Source organism: Pantoea pleuroti (assembly GCF_014156615.1).
Lineage (GTDB): Bacteria > Pseudomonadota > Gammaproteobacteria > Enterobacterales > Enterobacteriaceae > Pantoea > Pantoea agglomerans.
The window spans coordinates 136,097-153,663 of sequence record NZ_SBFD01000006.1 but is presented as its reverse complement, the minus strand read 5'-3'; the positions used below and the strand labels follow the sequence as shown (position 1 = coordinate 153,663).

The following is a 17,567-nucleotide window of genomic DNA, read 5'->3' as shown; positions in this document are numbered from 1 at the left end:
ATTAAATGTTAAACTACAAAACAGCATCTAAAGAAGATTTGAAAAAAGAAATGAAAAGGCTTGCGTCTGTAGTTTCCGATGCACCTTTTGGAACTAAAAAGGAATTCTATCATCTGCCTGAAATACTTGGCGCAGATGAAACTCCTTTAGCCATTGCCAGTGGCATGATGGACAACAACACCTGGTTGATTACTTTAACCAACAAGCGTGTGATTTTTTTAGATAAAGGAATGCTTTACGGGGTTAAACAAGTGGATATCAACTTGAATAACATCGTAAGTGTTGGTGGTAAAACTGGCCTACTGCTTGGTGAAATCATGATTTCAACTAGTGGTCAGAATTATACCATCAAAAATGTTATGAAGGGTTCAGTTATACCTTTCACTAATCTAGTAAATGAAACCCGCAATAATCAGAACCAGTCACCAAAGCCAGAACAGCAACAAGCTAAAACATCATTATCGTTTGATGAACAAATGGCTAAGATCGAACGCCTTGCTGAAATGAAAGAAAATGGAATCCTCACTGATGAGGAATTTCAAGTCCAAAAACAACGTATCCTGAATGGTTAATTATGCCAGTTCGAAAGCAATCCGATGGGCAGTGGATAGCCGATTTTTATACTGTTGATCGTAGCAATGGCAAAGAAGGCAAGCGTGTCCGTAAAAAGTTCTCAACTAAAGGAGAAGCGCTTGCCTTCGAAAATTATACCCTACAAAAAATTGACGATAGCCCTTGGCTTGGGGAAACCAAGGAGCGACGTAAGTTAACGGACTTGGTGCATCTTTGGTATGAACGACATGGCATAACCTTGCAAGATGGCGATAAGCGCAAAAGCTCAATGTTATGGGCAGCTGAATGCATGGGGCATCCGTTAGCAACCGAGTTTAACGCGCAGTTGTTCACTACTTATCGAGCTAAGAGATTAGACGGTCAATTTGCCCGTACTAAGCGTATAAGCCAGGTTTCACCTCGAACAATGAACCTTGAGCACGCCTACTTTTTAGCGGTTTTTAATGAACTGAAAAGACTTGGTGAATGGAAAGCGCCGAATCCTTTAGAAAATGTTCGCCAGTTCAGAACAGAAGAAAGTGAGATGGCCTATCTAACTGGAGAGCAGATTGATAGGCTTTTAGAGGAAAGCCGCCATAGCTCTGCTAACGATTTGGAAATGATTGTCAGGATCTGCCTGTCTACTGGTGCTCGCTGGGGTGAAGCTGAGAAATTGAAGCGCAGCCAAATCGGTGCTGGGAAGGTCACATTTATAAAAACAAAAGGTAAGCGCAATCGCTCAATTCCTCTTGACCCGAAGATCATAGCAGAATTACCAAAAAAGAACGGTCCACTTTTTAGCCCATGTTATTACGCATTTAGATCTGCGTTGGAAAGAGCTGGGATAGAATTACCAGCCGGGCAGTTAACTCACGTATTGAGGCACACTTTCGCATCTTACTTTATGATGAACGGAGGAAACATCCTTGTTTTGCAGAGGATACTTGGGCACACCGACATTAAAATGACAATGCGCTATGCTCATTTTGCCCCTAATCACTTAGAAGAAGCCCTGTTGCTTAATCCTTTGGTGCTGAGAAAATGAATATCGAATTAAAAATAACTTTATGGGCTCTTGCTTGTGCATATGCAATTTTAAACTCATTTATTTATTCTTGGTCTTTCTGGTCCGCTTTCGACATCAGCATACTCCAATTTGCATCTTTCTCTGATATATTCCCATCAATCTTATACACAATAACAATCCCATGCATCGTAGCTATTATTGGCTTAGCATCAGCTGAATTCTGGGACAGGATACAAAGAAAAACTTATAGTATTCTTGGAAGAGAAATTTTAGTATTCGGTAAGCATTATAATTACATGCAAACGATAATGAATATGTTATCTGGAATAACCTTCACTGCATGTAGCTTAATATTAATAGTACTTATTTATATTTACTATAAAAAGCCAGTTTCAGTTCAAGAGTTCGTTTCGAGTGAATTTGGTCAATTTACAATACCCATATTAATATCCTTTATTGCGATTTTTATAATACTTTATAAAACTAATTTCCTAAAAGAGTTAAATTTAAAAAGACAGCTTTGCATAATAATAATTTGCTTTATCCCTAGCGTATGCTTTATATGGGGACATGTTAATTCTAGTAATATAAAAAATGGGATAGATACCTTTTTGATTGAATCTGATGGTAAATGCAAATCCCCTTCAGATGTAAAGTATCGATACATCTCATCCATTTCAGATAAAGTTTTTGCAATGTCATTATCCGATCGCTCAGTCTGTATTTTTAAATATGACTCTCTAAAGCTCACTCCAGAAAACGGGATTGCTCACATGAAGGTACTGCCAATCAACAGCATTTGAGTGTCGCAAAAATGTCGCACAAGCATAAGGATATTGGTTATTATTGGCGGATATTGGCCCTTCAACATATTGATTTTTATATAAGTTATTGTTTTTCCTTTATCTATCATAGTTCTCATAATCGCTTGGTCGCTGGTTCAAGCCCAGCAGGGGCCACCAAATTTCACTATAAAAAACATATAGATAAGCCGCTCATTGAAGCGGTTTTTTTGTATCTGGCTTTTCGAGTGGCGGTAAAGTGGCGGTGCATTTTCCTCAACAGCCTTATCATGCCGCTGCTGATTGCTTTAAGCAGGTGGAACAAAACTACTAAACAAAGCAAAAAACCTCAGAAGTATGTAAAGTAACTCGCTTATCAATAGGGAGAAGCTCTGATAGTTTTTTCCAGCCAAATAAAATTACCGTCTGTATCGTAAATCTGCCACAATCCCGGTGCCTGAAATGGTGAATAGTCGATACTCATACCTGTTCACCATCAACGATAGGCTTTATGCCATTTTGTATAAATCGTTGACGGCTTTCAAAAAATTAATCGTATGTTCATAACGGCTGAAAAGTGTAGTAGCGATCCGATTCTTCACTTGCTACCAATCTTGTAACAAGGAGCACGTCACTTTAATTCAAGATAATGAATAATATTACCAGGCTAATATAGATAGCATTCATAAACTGTTTAAAATAGAGGGACAAGTAAATGCATCATATTCTTGAAATGCTCTCAGATTTGCTTACCAATTGGCCTGTAACAGCAGGGAAGCGAGAGAAAAAGACAAGAAAAGACAGAAAGAAGATATCAACTCTTCACTACAAACCTATATGCAAGATAACGACTGATCAAAAGAGTAACGATATGCCTAAGAAAGATGAGGCCAACTAAGAAAAATATTCATATTTATAAAATCAGTCTTATTACTTGTAAAAAGTTCAGTGGATATAATTAAGATCATAATAACAGCATCTGCTGCTGACCTCTGCCTGGGTATGACGAAACATCTTTAGCATTACCAGGCAATATGATAATTTCGACATCGCCTTATGGAATTTAAAAGTGTAGCTATAAAAGGTTTAAAAATGAAAGTTCTGTGGAATACTCCTTCTCATTCAAGTACCTTATGAGACGCCGAATGAAGATACCAAGCCATTAATGAGTAGTAAGCCCCCAGCAATCCTGCACAAACTCAATGTCATAGCGAGCTATTAGTAGCGCTCATACCAATATCAACCTCTGTTATACTCAGTAGTTTTAACTACTTTCCTTTTGGCTATTTTAATTTCATATCTAATCTTTTTATTTTAAAAAATGAACACTCTTTTCTACTGCATCACATTTTAGTAAAGCCACTCCCCCGCTTCAGCTGAATTAATCAGCATCTGAACAGTCAAAGGCTCAGGTTGATGATGATCGGTGCGCAAATATTTTGGCAAGATAGCGTTCGGCAAAAAAGGGATTCCTGTAGCCGGGAAATAGAGACGAAAATAGAATCGCTTCATATCAACATTAAATAGCTCAGCATATTCTTCAAAAAAATCAAAAGCCTCTTCAGCCAAAACGCAATTTTTACCTGTACTCAGGGATGCATCATCTGGCATTTCCCAAAAGTATTTCTTTATCAGACGATGAACATCTTCAACTTTACTCATAACCAGCCTTATCCTTTTTCACCTGTAATCAGCATATATCGATGAACAACATTGCGGGTAATAATCGCAAGATCATATGCAGTTAACACAGCGCCAATCCAGGGCACCCAACGTCCAACATATGCCCCGATAATTGTTGTATATTCCCATTCACCGCGCAGCATGCTTTTCCATGTAATAGTACGGCGTTTTTTCTGAAAACGTTGGCGAATAAACATTCGGCTTGCGAGAGAAAGCGGTCTGGTTCAACGTGTATTTTTTTGGGGATCTAACTTACCATAGTCTCAGCTTTCCCGATCAAGCTTCTGCAGAGGATAATTTTATGTTTAACGCATGTACGGCCTATACATACTTTCTCCATTACGTAAGCGATGCTTTTAATCGAAGCAGTAATGATCTACGTAGCCCATGCATAATTCGTTAATAAAAATCTAACTAATGATATGCATCACTCTGACTTTGTTAGTCAGCTTTATAGTTTCATTGCTTTTTTTACAACCACAAAGAAGGCCATAATCTGTGTCACGGCCTTGTTGTTTGATAGCTTAGTTACGGATAAAAACACATACCGATCATGCTTCTCCTTTTAGCTTATCCAGCAGGTAAGCAACTAAGTAGGCCAGCATGAAGAACCCGAAGAAACCAATAATTTTCCATAGCCAGCCATCAAGTAAAAACAAAGAGAAAAATGCGGCAAATGAGCAAATACCCGTAGAAATGGCTTCAACAACATTTGTGGTTTGTATACCAATGAACTTAACGAATTTAAGAAGAAATGATTTTGCAGAGTTCATTTTGTATCCTTTCACAAATTAATCTATGGCTGTTGATATAAATCAGATAGGGTTCGAGTGGCCTCTCTACGAGGAAATAGACCATATCCAGATTCATTCGTGAAACCTTTGAATAGGTCATTGGAAATCTATTTTGCATCCGTCTTGATGCGACTGAAGCCTCTTCAATCAATCCTTGCACCATGAGAATGTTCAACGAAAGCGACGAGCCAACTCTGACAAACCGCTTAAAGGCCTCAACTGTCACGATACGAGTTAGTATTCTTTTAGCAATAAATTGGGCCAGGAAAAATTGTGAACCAATCCTTCCCCCCATTCTGCCAGCACCATAACCCAACTTACTATCGATAGCTTGTTTGCTTTCATTATCGAGCTTTGCGTAGAAATCGTTAATCACAATAGTAATCAGTTGCCGGATGGGTTCATGTCTGTCTGCAGTGGCTTTGATTAATCGCATAAACCGTTCAGTTTCTCTTTGATTTCGGTTCTTCAGATCGCTCCCGGCAAGACCGCTTCCCTCCCATGTTCTTACAACTCCCTGATACATGCCTGAAGGGATAGATGACATACCCTCCACGATTCCATAGGCAATTTGCTTTGCATCCATACTTATTCCTTGTAAGCAAATAATGTTCAAGGCTGAGAATATCTAATCTGAAGTAGTAATTCCATTAGCACTCTATTTAAGTTGTTTATGCGTCAGTCATTCTTTTGATCTACTGATTACTAGCGTTATTTATTTATTCAATTAATAAGTACATCAAATGTTCACGATCTATCCAAAAAATTCATGATTAAGGTTATTTTCAATAATAACAATAAGTTAGATTCTTTTTCAGACCATTCTTTAAGATTAAATCACTAAAACTCTTTTTAATTTTTTTAGTTTGGTTTTCCGATAAAAGCCCAATGGCGGTGCGGACTGTCGATGTAGTTTGTAGCAAAATGAAACTGAAAATTTTTATGTTCAGAATTGCACTGCGGGGAGCAATGTAGCCGCCGATTTTGTCTTCAGGACGATTATTTGCCGGTGTTGACGCGCAGTCAGTGCCAGACTATGCGGATACTCTCTTTGTGGTTATCGTGCTCGTGGTGGCCACGCATTAGCGTGGTGCTGCTTACGTTTGGTGCGCTCTGGTGATGGATAATCAAAAACCTGCAGCAATAGCGAGTTATCAGTGTGGATTATTTGCCAATCACGGGCAAATGTCTGGCATTAATTACAGCGGCCTTCTGGCCAATCCACGCAATGTCGCTGCTATTAACTGGCTGGCCGCGATCAAAGGGCTCGTCTTGCTGGCCAGCAAACTGCTGCACAAGCTCCAGGATATCGTTCATCAACTGAGCCACGCTATTCTTTGCTAAGCCAATCCATTAGCGCACTTATCTTCTGCCACGTCCCGACAATGCTCTTACTAACCTGGCCGATTTTTCAGTCAGCGCATGCCAGACCGTAATCACCGCGCTGCCGTCACTCATCTTAAGCACCTGCACGCCTTGGTGAAAATCACTCAGCCGGTTACTCCGTGGTTAGTTCCACTCAGCCAGACGAGCGATCTTGTCATCAGCTGCAATGCTGATATCCACCGCATCCAGCAGCGGTGTGGTGGTCCGGTTTGCTTCATCGGTTGCGACGGCGAGTCAGTTGATAGCTTTCAGCACTGCATTTTCAGCTTCCGGTACCTGGGCTAAGGTTACACCTCACCCTTTCCCTGATTAACCTCACACTCTCTTACCCACTATCTTCCCTGTAAAGACGCCACTCATCCCCACTCTGATAACCCGACTGATACCCCGGCGTCACTTTTTTACTCTGCAGAGGGTGTATCAGATTATTTTCATCAACCCGCTATATTTACGGATATGAACAAATACAGTCCAGACGGGCCAATTGAAATCTGCACAACGTGTGCGCTGAGGTCAGATTCACAATTATGCAGATTAATTTATTGAACAGAAGAGTATGAATAGATTAGAGGTTTATCATGAAAAGTTCATCGAGTGCTGAACTCTGCTGCCGGGTAATTCATGGAAGAACCATCATGCCGCTGAAGAACGTTGCGTTGTATCAGGTCGAATTTGAAAATGGCAGATTTGCTGTGTTACGCATTAATAACCTTCTGACGCTTCAGGAAGGCGATATTATCTCAAGAGTTAATGAAGTGTGGTCTGCAGGACCAGATATTATTCAACTTTCTCCATTCGAATTTCTCGACCAGGGTGAATCACAACGTTATTTCACCGAGTACGAAAGATAATGCAGAATTATCAACACATTGAAATTAATGTTACGGATAAATTGCTTCAATGAGGGATAAGGTTAAACAGTATGACTTGCTGCTGCCTGCTGTTCGCAACATAAAAAGACGACAGACTTTATATAACATACAATGACTTACAGTGAGGGCATAAGACTGCCTGTCCTTTATTCTTTTTAGCTACAGACTGTCTGGAAAACTTTTTACACACCGGACACTGTGTATTGGTTTCGCTGCTGTGTAGCGCGTCGAAGAGAAAGCTCAACCAGGTCATGTCGTTATCCTCTGAAATTTTGCCATCAGCGTAACACAGTGCAGGTAAATTAATTTTTTTATCTGTCGGCTCTGATGTTAAACAGGGCTAAGGTGAGGAGAAGGCAGCTGTTTATTTTTTTAACTTTATTTTATCGCCATAAAGGAACGCCAGCCGGTTAATCAGGATAGCTACGAATAACGGAAACAGGACTATAATCAATACCATCTACACCTGTTTATCACCTCCAGCCCTTCTTTTGGCTCCTTTTTTGTCATCCTTTCTTTTTTTTCCGGATCCAGTTGCTGCGTAAGCGCAAGGAAATGAGTGTGAAAATAAAACTGACGACGTGGTTCAGCCGGGAAAGTGAATTACCCGATGAGCATTTTCCTTTGTTCCCGCCTGAAGGTATTTATCAGGCCCACCGGCCAGATATTTTTTCGGCTGAACAGATGGATAACTACGGCGAAAAATTAGCGAAAACGCATATTCTGTCGGGTGGAAAATGGTCCTACCGACTGTTGCAGCAGCTGGCAGATAATGAACTGTCATTGACGCGCAGCGCAGAGATCCTGAGTGAAGGCGATAAACGCAGCCAGACACCGGCGGCCGTCTGGATACTGGATAATTTTTACATCATTGAAGAGCAGATCCGCCTGGTCCGGCACCTGTTACCGGCAAAATTCGGTAAAGGGCTGCCCATGCTGGAGGAGTCGGCTCATTACCTGCGCATCCAGGCTATCGCCGAGGAGATGATTAAGCACAGTGATGGCCGACTGGAAACCAGCGTCCTGCATCCTTTTATCGCTGCCTACCAGCGCGTTACGCCCCTGCTGCTCGGCGAACTGTGGGCCCTGCCTGCCATGTTACGTTTTGCGCTTATCAACAATCTGTCCCGGATTGCGGCTGACGTGGCCAGGGTCCATCAGGAACGTAATAAAGCGGAGCAGTGGATCAGCGATATCCTCTCCACTGCCGCCGAAGATGCGTCAAAAGTTATTCTGGTCATCGCTGCTATGGCCCGCCAGAACCCGCAGGTTTCCGGCGCTTTCGTCGCTGAACTTGAACGGCGATTAAGTGGCCAGAACAATACCCTGGCATTAACCTGGGTCGAACAACAGCTGGAGAATACCGGCCGGAAAACCTCGGAAGTCATTGAGCAGTTCAACCGGCAGCTGGCCCTGAGTCAGCTCTCTGTCAGCAACAGTATTACCGGCCTGCGGCAACTCGGTGAAATTGACTGGCAGGCCTTTGTCGAATCCGTCAGCCTGGTTGAGAAAGTCCTGCAGCAGGATCCCACCGGGACATACCCGCTGATGCATTTTGACAGTCGCGATGACTACCGCCACGTGATTGAACGTCTGGCGCGGCACAGTCGGTTTGATGAACGTGAAGTCGCCCAGGCTGTGCTGACGCTGGCAAGCCAGCCTGATCTTCCCCTGCGTCAGCAGCATGTCGGCTATTACCTGCTGGATAAAGGATTTCAGCAACTGGAACAGCAGCTTGACGTTAAAGTGACGTGGCTGAACAGGAGCCGGCAGCATCTGAGCCAGACTCCTTTGCTCTCCTGGTTAGGTAGCCTTTTACTGCTGACAACCGCGTTTACCGCCGAGATGCTCTACAGCACCCATCAGGCGGGCATGGCGTCATTACTCTGGTTGCTGGTGCTGCCCGCCATCATTGTCAGCAGCCAGCTAGCCTTGCAGTTGCTGAGCGAGTTAACCACCCGCAGCCGCCATCCGCTTCCCCTGCCCCGACTCGATTATGCTCTGGCGGTACCGGAGCATGACCGCACACTGGTAGTTATCCCCTGTTTACTCAGCAGCAATGAGGGAACAGACGCCCTGTTGCGCTCTCTGGAAATCTGCTATCTCGGTAACGCCTTAGCGAATATCAGTTTTGCGTTACTGACCGACTTTACCGATAGCGCCGAACAGGATCATCATCATGACGCCGCGCTTATCCGTTACGCCGTGCTGAAAACGGAAGCGCTGAATCGGCGTTACAGCGGGGGTAAATCGGCTATTGCGCTCTTCTCACTGTTACATCGTGACCGCACCCATAATATTTCTCAGGGCGTCTGGATGGGGTATGAACGCAAGCGCGGTAAGATCCATGCCCTGAATCACTGGCTTCAGGGTGAAGAAAACGCCTTCAGCGTCACGGTAGGTGCCACGCAGGCGCAGCTGCACAGCGTTAAATATGTGATTACTCTCGACAGCGACACAATACTGCCACGTGAGACTGCGCATAAGCTGATTGGTGTCATGGCCCACCCGCTCAATGCGCCGGTATTCGACGATGTCAAAAATCGGGTAGTTGAAGGCTATGCCATCCTGCAGCCTCGTCTGGCTGAAGAGATACCGGTTAACGGTCAGAGCCGCTATGCCCGGCTGTGCAGCAGCATTCCGGGGAATGATGCTTACTCCTCACTCTCATCCGATATTTATCAGGATCTGTTTGGTGAAGGCTCATTTGTCGGCAAGGGTATTTACGATGTCGCTGCCTTTAGCCGGGCGATACGCAATACCTGTCCGGAAAATCTGGTGCTGAGCCATGACCTGCTTGAGGGGTGCTATGCCCGCTCCGGTGTGGTCAGTAACGTCGTCCTGTATGAACAATATCCGGATAGCTACCTGAGCGACGTTGCCCGTCGATTTCGCTGGGTGCGGGGCGACTGGCAGCTCCTTAACTGGCTACGGCTGCAGGTGCGGCAGGAAGATTGCAGTCGTCAAAAAAACCCGCTCAGTGCGCTTTCCCGCTGGAAATTAACAGACAATCTGCGCCGCAGCCTGGTGGCGCCAGCCCTGCTGATGCTGGTGTTTATGCTGTGTACGATAGTACCGAACCCGGTATTCTGGGTCGGATGCATCATGCTCTTTCTGCTGCTTCCGGGGCTGCCAGCGTTGGTAATCGATGGGGTGACGAAAAGTAAAAAGCGTGCCTGGCGGCAGCATTTATCCATGCTTGTCACCGATGCCTTTAACCGCCTCTCCCGCGCTGGCCTGGCGCTGGCCGTCCTGCCTCACGAGAGTTACTGGTCGCTGAAGGCGATTATCGTAACCTTATGGCGCCTGACTATCAGCCACCGCTTTCTGAACGAGTGGAAGAGCGCTTCATCACAGAAACCTGTCGAGCCTGATGTGCGCCATTTCTACCGCCGCATGTGGATTAATCCGGTAGCAGGCGCGGTTCTGGTATTTCTGACCAGCCTGAGCATGCCGTCGATGACCCATGTCGCACTGGCGCTCGCATTATTGTGGGGCGTCGCCCCCGCGTTACTGAGCCGCATGAGCCAGCCTAAACGCGCTCAGCCAGGCAGCCTTTCAGCGGAACAGCGCCTCTTTTTGCGTCGCACCGCGCGTAAAACCTGGGCCTGGTTTAACGAATTTGCCAGCAGTGATAACAACCATTTGCCGCCGGATAATCTGCAGGAGATTCCGGAGTCGCGGGTGGCCAACCGGACCTCACCGACCAACATTGGCCTGTCGCTGCTGGCAAACCTGACGGCATGGGATTTTGGTTATATCAGCCAGAATCGGGTCATCAGCCGGACGCTCGACACCCTCGATACCCTTGATCGAATGGAGCATTTCAGAGGACATCTTTATAACTGGTATGACACCCAGACGTTAAAACCGCTGAACCCACGCTACGTCTCAACGGTAGACAGCGGTAATATGGCGGCTCACCTTGTAACCCTTCAGGCGGGCCTGGCGCAGTGGAAATACCAGCCGGTGATGTCTCTTCCCTGTATCCTGGAAGGTCTCTCCGATACCTTCTCACTGCTTAAAGACCAACTGAGCGACACCCGCAGCGACATAGTGGAAAAAATCGATGCGCAGCTAAGCCTGATGCAGCGCGCTTCGCCCGCCGATTTTCACGCCGGGATGCAGGCTCTGCTGGCATTAAACGTGGTGGCAGAACAGGCTTATCTTCCGACAACGCAGGTGAACTGGCCGGCGCTTTTCCACCAGCAGCTGGTCGATTTCACTCAGGAGTGGGCCCTCCTTTTCAGCTGGGTTACCCCGGATGCGCCACTGCCTGCCGACATTCCGTCATTGCTGTGGCTCGCTGAGTTGAACCTGAACCGCCCCGGACTCCCGGAAAAACAGGCAGAGACTGCGATATGGGCCGCCCGCGAACGGATGGCTGCCCTGCTGGAGCTGGACAGCCGCCTCAGCGATCACGTCAGTATGGACTTCCGCTTTCTCTATTATCCGGCCACGTCTTTACTCAGCGTGGGCTACAACATGGACAGCGGTCTGCTGGACGCCAGCAAATATGACCTTTTCCCTTCAGAAGTCCGCCTGACACACTACTTTGCTATTTCCACCAGTCAGCTTCCGGCCAAGAGCTGGTTTGTACTGGGTCGCTTATTTACTCAGCTTAATAACCAGCCCGCCGTGATGTCATGGAGCGGCTCAATGTTTGAATACCTGATGCCGCACCTGGTCATGCCGGTTTACCCCGACACGCTACTGGAAAAGATGGCGTTATCGGCGGTCAGGCAACAGATTGTCTCGGGTAACAGTACTGATACGCCCTGGGGTGTTTCGGAATCGGGTTACGCTGCGTTTGACGTCAATCATAACTACCAGTATCGGGCATTTGGTACGCCAGAACTGGGGCTGAAACGCGGCCTGAATGACAATCATGTTGTTGCGCCCTATGCGACGCTGCTGGCGCTGATGGTGCTTCCGCAGGATGCGACGGCTAATCTGATAAGACTTAAAAAAATGGGTGCCAGCGGTGACTACGGTTATTACGAAGCGCTGGATTTCACTGCGGATCGACTGGCTCCCGGTCAGCCATTTACGATCGTCAAATCGTATATGGCCCATCATCAGGCGATGGGATTGCTTGCGCTCTCTCACCAGCTGCTGGATGCGCCCATGGTCGCGCGCTTTATGTCCAGCGCACTGTTTCAGTCTTCGCGTTTGCTGCTGCAGGAAAAAGTGCCTGATGATATTGAGCTCTATACCCCACGCCGCAGTTTTGTCGAAAACAGTGACCCTAAACAGCAGCGCAGCATTCCCGACCAGCGTGAATTCAGTGGTTCAGATCCGCGCCAGCCACAACTTCAGCTGCTTTCCAATGCAGATTATCATCTGATGGTGACGCACGCGGGGACAGGCTACAGCCAGTGGAAGGGGCTGGCACTCACCCGCTGGCGTGCGGATAGCACCAGCAACAACTACGGAACGTTCTGCTACGTTACCGATCAGCAATCCGCCGAAGTGATTGCTCACAGCTATCAGCCGACCTGCTGCGAGCGTCCGCATTATAAAACCCGTTTCAATGATGCCGGGATTGAATTTGACGCTTCAGGCAGCACCTTCAGCATTCACACGCATATCGTGGTCTCCCCGGAAGATGATGTGGAGATCAGACGCATCACGGTCACTAACCGTTCCCGTCAGACCCGCCCGTTTGATATCACCAGCTACACCGAAGTGGTACTGGCGCCAGCAGCCAGCGATATGGCCCACCCTGCGTTCAGTAATCTGTTCGTCCAGACTGAAATCGTTGACAGGCTGGAAGCGATTCTGGCTCACCGTCGGCCACGTGAAGAGAAAGAAGTGACGGCATGGATGTTTCACGCGATGGCGATACATGGCAATACCGGCCGCCAGACCTCTTTTGAAACCGACCGGGCTCGTTTTCTCGGGCGCGGCAGGACGCCAGCCGATGCTCAGGCACTGATGCCGGGCAGTGAATTAACGGGTCAGCAGGGGGCAGTGTTAGATCCCGTGTTATCAATTCGCCAGTCAGTGACGTTAAAAGCGGGAGAGGCCGTAACCATCGATATGCTTTACGGTGTGACACTTCAGCGTGACACCACTATTGCGCTGATTGAGAAGTACCGTAACCACATCAGCGCCGATCGGGTGTTTGAACTGGCGTGGTCCCACAGTCAGGTCGCCTTGCGTCAGTTGAATATCCGCACCGAAGATACCAGCCTGTTTAATCAGCTGGCCAGTGCCGTACTGTTTTCCAGCGCCGAAATGCGTGGCGAATCAGACGCGCTGATGCAGAACCGGCTGGGCCAGGAGTCATTGTGGCGCCATGCCATTTCAGGTGATCTGCCAATTCTTCTGGTTCGGATAGAAAACGATAATCAGCTCGACCTGGTCACCACGCTCATTCAGGCGCACCAGTACTGGCGACAAAAAGGGCTGACGGTCGATCTGCTCATCCTGAACAGCGACCAGGGCGGCTACCAGCAGAACCTGTTCAATCAGCTCACGACCCTGATCCCCGCCGGAGATGAACGGCAGCAGGCGGACAAACCTGGCGGCATATTTATCCGCAAAAGCGAAAGTTTTTCCGCTGACGATCTGCAACTGTTGCTGAGCGTCGCGGCGGTCGTGCTGGAAGGCCGGAACGGCAGCCTCGCCGATCAGCTCAGCACGCTGTTAAAACCGGTGCGCACCCCGCCTGCTTTTGCGTTTCCATCGGTCAGTAAGACGCCGCCGCCTGCAGCCGTCACCATTTCGCCGGAGCGGTTGCAGTTTTTCAATGGTACCGGTGGCTTCAACGAGGACGGTAGCGAATATCACATCATTCTTTCCGGCCAGCAGCAGACGCCTGCGCCGTGGTGCAATGTGCTGGCCAACAGCCAGTTGGGCACCGTCATTTCCGAGAGTGGCCAGGGCTATAGCTGGTATGAAAACGCGCATGAATATCGTCTGACGCCCTGGCACAACGATCCCGTCAGTGACAGCTCTGGCGAAGCGCTTTATCTGCGTGATGAAGAGACGGGTGATGTCTGGTCGCCGACGCCGCTTCCGGTTCGCGGCAAGGGGGATTATCTGACCGGTCATGGCTTCGGTTACAGCACGTTTGAACACACGGAGTATGGCATCAGCAGCACGCTAACGGTGTTCGTGGCAGAGGAGGCGCCGGTCAGACTTTCCCTGCTGACGCTGAGTAACCTCTCTGGCAAAACGCGTAATCTGTCGATTACCGGATACGTCGAATGGGTTCTGGGTGAGCTGGCGAGCCGCTCCGCAAGGCATGTGGTGACCTCCCCTGCCGCTATCGCCACAGGCAGCGCGGTTCTGGCCAGAAACTTTTATAACAGCACGGGCTCTGCGCGGACCGCTTTTTTTGCCGTCACAGGTACCCGGATTGCGTACAGCGGCAACCGGCTTGAGTGTCTGGGTCGTAACGGCACCACACGGCAGCCCGCGATGATGAATGTTCGTGGTCTTTCGGGTAACACCGGGGCAGGAATGGATCCCTGCGCCGCGCTGCAGACGCTGACGACACTGATTGACGGCGACAGCCGCAGCTTTGTTTTTGCCCTCGGCGTGGGGGAGGATGAGCGTGCAGTGACCGCACTAATGCAACAGTTCCTCTCCACCGGGGAAGCTCAGAACGAGCTGACCAGGGTTAAACAGCACTGGCACCAGCTACTGACTAAAGTGCAAATCCAGACACCGGCAGCGGAGGTCGATTTACTGGCAAACGGCTGGCTGCTGTACCAGACGCTGGCCAGCCGTTTGCTGGCGCGCAGCGGATATTACCAATCCGGTGGTGCCTTTGGTTTCCGCGATCAGTTGCAGGATACGCTGGCGCTGACCCACGCTGCCCCGCAGCGGCTGCGCGATCAGCTGTTGTTGTGTGCATCCCGCCAGTTTATCGAGGGAGATGTACAGCACTGGTGGCATCCGCCTGCTGGCCGTGGCGTCAGAACCCGCTGCTCCGACGACTACCTGTGGCTGCCCTATGCGCTGTGCCGCTATGTGCAGGCAACCGATGATATGGCGCTGCTGTCACAGCCCGTCAGCTACCTTGAAGGTCGCCTGCTGGCAGAGGACGAAGAGTCTGTCTATGAGCTTCCGGGCGTCAGTAAGATTAATGAAACGCTATGGCAGCACTGCGTTCGCGCGGTTAACCACGCCCTTAATTTCGGCCAGCACGGCCTCCCGCTGATGGGCTCCGGGGACTGGAACGATGGTATGAGTACCGTCGGGATTGCCGGCAAGGGTGAAAGCGTCTGGCTCGGCTTCTTCCTCTATACGGTTCTGGACCGCTTTGCCGCGCTGGCTGTGCGGTTCAGCGATACCGATACCGCCCGCCACTGCCAGGAGCACGCGCAGACGCTCAAAACCGCGCTTAACCATGCGGCCTGGGATGGCGAATGGTATCTGCGCGGCTTTTTTGACAGTGGCCAGACGCTCGGCTCACATGCTGACAGTGAGTGCCGGATAGACGCCATTGCCCAGAGCTGGTCGGTACTCTCTGGCGCAGGCGAGGACGCCAGATGCCGGTCAGCGATGGCGGCGCTTTATCAGCATCTGGTTGATAAGGACAACCGGCTGATTAAATTGCTCACTCCGCCTTTCGATGGCGCAGGGCCAAATCCGGGCTACATTCGCGGTTATTTACCGGGCGTCCGGGAAAATGGCGGTCAGTACACCCATGGGGCTCTGTGGGCGATTATGGCCTTTGCGGCGATGGGGGAGACAGAGCGCGCCTGGTCCCTGCTCTCGATGATTAATCCGGTTAATCATAGTGGCAATCAACAGGATATGGCGATCTACAAAGCGGAACCTTATGTGATGGCTGCGGATGTGTATGCGGCTGAAGGCCACAGCGGGCGAGGCGGCTGGACCTGGTATACCGGTTCATCAGGCTGGGCCTATCAGCTTATCAGTGAGAGTCTGCTTGGGATAAGCCGGCGCGGCAACGCGCTGTCTCTTCGCCCACAGCTGCCCGCTGACTGGTCAGAGATAAAAATTGTCTACCGTGAGGGGGAAGGGATCTACAACATCCGGGTTACTCGCGGTGACAGCACCTATCAGCTGTGGCTGGATGGCAAACGGTATGACGGTGACGAAATAGCGCTGGAAAGCCATAGCCAGGAACATCAGGTTGAAGTCTGGCTGGGCTCTGCGTCAGATTAAGTTAAACCTGACACTCCGCCTGCATCAGGTGAAAGAGGAGATTCAGTGACCTTTGCGAGCGAGCCGTTGAGCTGCCACCGGCGTCAGCACGGGCAGTTCAACGGCAGCGTTCTGGTGAATGGCGAGGGTTAATCACCTGCCCACAATTATCTGTCGCCCTGCCCTGTTTTCCCGCGCGAAGCCCATGCTATCTTGTTGTTTTGATTTTTTCAGTGGGCAAAATTGATGACAAAGTTGCGGGTAGGGATCGTGTTTGGCGGGAAATCGGCTGAGCATGAGGTGTCGTTACAGTCGGCCAAAAATATCCTTGAGGCGATCGACAAAACCAGGTTTGACGTGGTGTTGCTTGGCATCGATAAGCAGGGACACTGGCGTCTTAACGATGCTTCAAACTTCTTACTGAACGCTGAAAATCCGGCGCTGATCGCGCTGAATCACGCCGCTGAAGATGTGGCGCTGGTGCCTGGTACGACTCAGCAGCAGATCATCACCCGTCATAACGCCCATCCGCTGTCGCAGATCGACGTTATCTTCCCGATCGTGCACGGTACGCTGGGTGAAGATGGCTCCCTGCAGGGCCTGTTGCGTATGGCCTCGTTACCTTTTGTCGGTTCCGACGTGCTGGGTTCTGCGGTCAGCATGGATAAAGATTTTACCAAACGCCTGCTGCGCGACGCCGGCCTCAACGTCGCGCCGTGGGTGAGCGTCACCCAGGCCCAGCGCGCACAGCTGGATGCCAGCGCAGTCATTGCCCGCTTTGGCCTGCCGCTGTTTATCAAACCCGCCAACCAGGGTTCATCAGTGGGCGTCAGCAAAGTGGACAGCATTGAAGAGTTTGATGCCGCGCTGGCGCTGGCCTTCTCCTTTGACCGCAAAGTGCTGATTGAGCAGGGTATCAAAGGCCGCGAGATCGAGTGTGCGGTGCTGGGCAACGATGCTCCCGAAGCCAGTCCCTGCGGTGAAGTGGTGGTGCATGACGCCTTCTACTCGTATGACACCAAATATATCTCCGAGAGCGGTGCGCAGACGGTGGTCCCGGCGGCTATTACACCGGAAACCAGCGATGCGATTCGTGAGGTCGCCATCAAGGCCTTTACCGCGCTGGAGTGCTTTGGCATGGCGCGCGTCGATGTGTTTTTGACTGAAGACGGCGAAATTATCGTCAACGAAGTGAATACCCTGCCCGGCTTCACCAATATCAGCATGTACCCGAAACTGTGGCAGGCGGCCGGACTCAGCTATCAGGATCTGATCAGTCGCCTGATCGACCTGGCGCTTGAACGCCACTAGCAGGCCAGTACCCTGAAAAGCAGCGTCAGCTGAC

The 17,567-nt window shown here is 49.3% G+C and carries 11 protein-coding genes and 1 pseudogene; 7 read left to right on the top strand and 5 right to left on the bottom strand.

Annotation, left to right across the window (positions count from 1 at the left end):
• Nucleotides 1-5: 5 nt before the first annotated feature.
• The 3 genes from EPG66_RS15360 to EPG66_RS15350 are packed head-to-tail and all read left to right on the top strand — an operon-like array spanning nt 6 to nt 2,382.
• Nucleotides 6-572, top strand: coding sequence for a PH domain-containing protein (locus EPG66_RS15360; protein ID WP_182687412.1), 567 nt, complete (start codon nt 6-8; stop codon nt 570-572).
• A 2-nt stretch (nt 573-574) separates the two neighbouring features.
• The gene (locus EPG66_RS15355) at nt 575-1,597 is read left to right on the top strand and encodes a phage integrase (protein WP_182687410.1); all 1,023 of its coding nucleotides are present in this window, start codon (nt 575-577) and stop codon (nt 1,595-1,597) included.
• Nucleotides 1,594-2,382, top strand: a complete 789-nt coding sequence (locus EPG66_RS15350) for a hypothetical protein (RefSeq protein WP_182687401.1) — start codon at nt 1,594-1,596, stop codon at nt 2,380-2,382. The genes EPG66_RS15355 and EPG66_RS15350 overlap by 4 nt, the downstream gene beginning before the upstream one ends.
• Nucleotides 2,383-3,711: 1,329 nt before the next feature.
• Here the strand turns inward: EPG66_RS15350 and EPG66_RS15345 are convergent.
• The 4 genes and pseudogenes from EPG66_RS15345 to EPG66_RS15330 all read right to left on the bottom strand — a co-directional run bounded on the left by EPG66_RS15345 (nt 3,712) and on the right by EPG66_RS15330 (nt 5,424).
• On the bottom strand, nt 3,712-4,023 hold the full coding sequence (locus tag EPG66_RS15345) for a DUF1493 family protein (RefSeq protein WP_115758046.1): 312 nt from the start codon (nt 4,021-4,023) through the stop codon (nt 3,712-3,714).
• Between the two features lie 8 nt (nt 4,024-4,031).
• Nucleotides 4,032-4,268 (bottom strand): annotated as a pseudogene (locus tag EPG66_RS15340) (STM2901 family protein); the annotation flags it as partial.
• 327 nt (nt 4,269-4,595) lie between these two features.
• Entirely contained in the window at nt 4,596-4,817 is a 222-nt protein-coding gene (locus EPG66_RS15335) for a hypothetical protein (RefSeq protein ID WP_050541948.1), read from the bottom strand.
• A complete protein-coding gene (locus EPG66_RS15330; protein WP_163799464.1) occupies nt 4,789-5,424 on the bottom strand; it encodes a hypothetical protein in 636 nt (211 codons plus the stop codon). The genes EPG66_RS15335 and EPG66_RS15330 overlap by 29 nt, the downstream gene beginning before the upstream one ends.
• Nucleotides 5,425-5,954: 530 nt before the next feature.
• Between EPG66_RS15330 and EPG66_RS15325 the strand changes: the two genes are divergently transcribed.
• Complete coding sequence (locus EPG66_RS15325; protein WP_182687397.1) at nt 5,955-6,182, top strand: hypothetical protein; 228 nt, start codon at nt 5,955-5,957, stop codon at nt 6,180-6,182.
• A gap of 620 nt (nt 6,183-6,802) precedes the next feature.
• Complete coding sequence (locus EPG66_RS15320; protein ID WP_227024345.1) at nt 6,803-7,075, top strand: hypothetical protein; 273 nt, start codon at nt 6,803-6,805, stop codon at nt 7,073-7,075.
• 118 nt (nt 7,076-7,193) lie between these two features.
• On the opposite strand, the gene EPG66_RS22875 is transcribed toward EPG66_RS15320, so the two are convergent.
• On the bottom strand, nt 7,194-7,349 hold the full coding sequence (locus EPG66_RS22875; RefSeq protein ID WP_216844881.1) for a YnfU family zinc-binding protein: 156 nt from the start codon (nt 7,347-7,349) through the stop codon (nt 7,194-7,196).
• A 308-nt stretch (nt 7,350-7,657) separates the two neighbouring features.
• Between EPG66_RS22875 and EPG66_RS15315 the strand changes: the two genes are divergently transcribed.
• Together EPG66_RS15315 and ddlA are read left to right on the top strand one after the other, a co-directional pair.
• Nucleotides 7,658-16,243: a GH36-type glycosyl hydrolase domain-containing protein gene (locus EPG66_RS15315; RefSeq protein ID WP_182687395.1), complete on the top strand. Its 8,586-nt coding sequence runs from the start codon at nt 7,658-7,660 to the stop codon at nt 16,241-16,243.
• Nucleotides 16,244-16,468: 225 nt separating this feature from the next.
• On the top strand, nt 16,469-17,533 hold the full coding sequence (gene ddlA, locus EPG66_RS15310; protein ID WP_182687393.1) for a D-alanine--D-alanine ligase: 1,065 nt from the start codon (nt 16,469-16,471) through the stop codon (nt 17,531-17,533).
• Nucleotides 17,534-17,567: the final 34 nt, after the last annotated feature.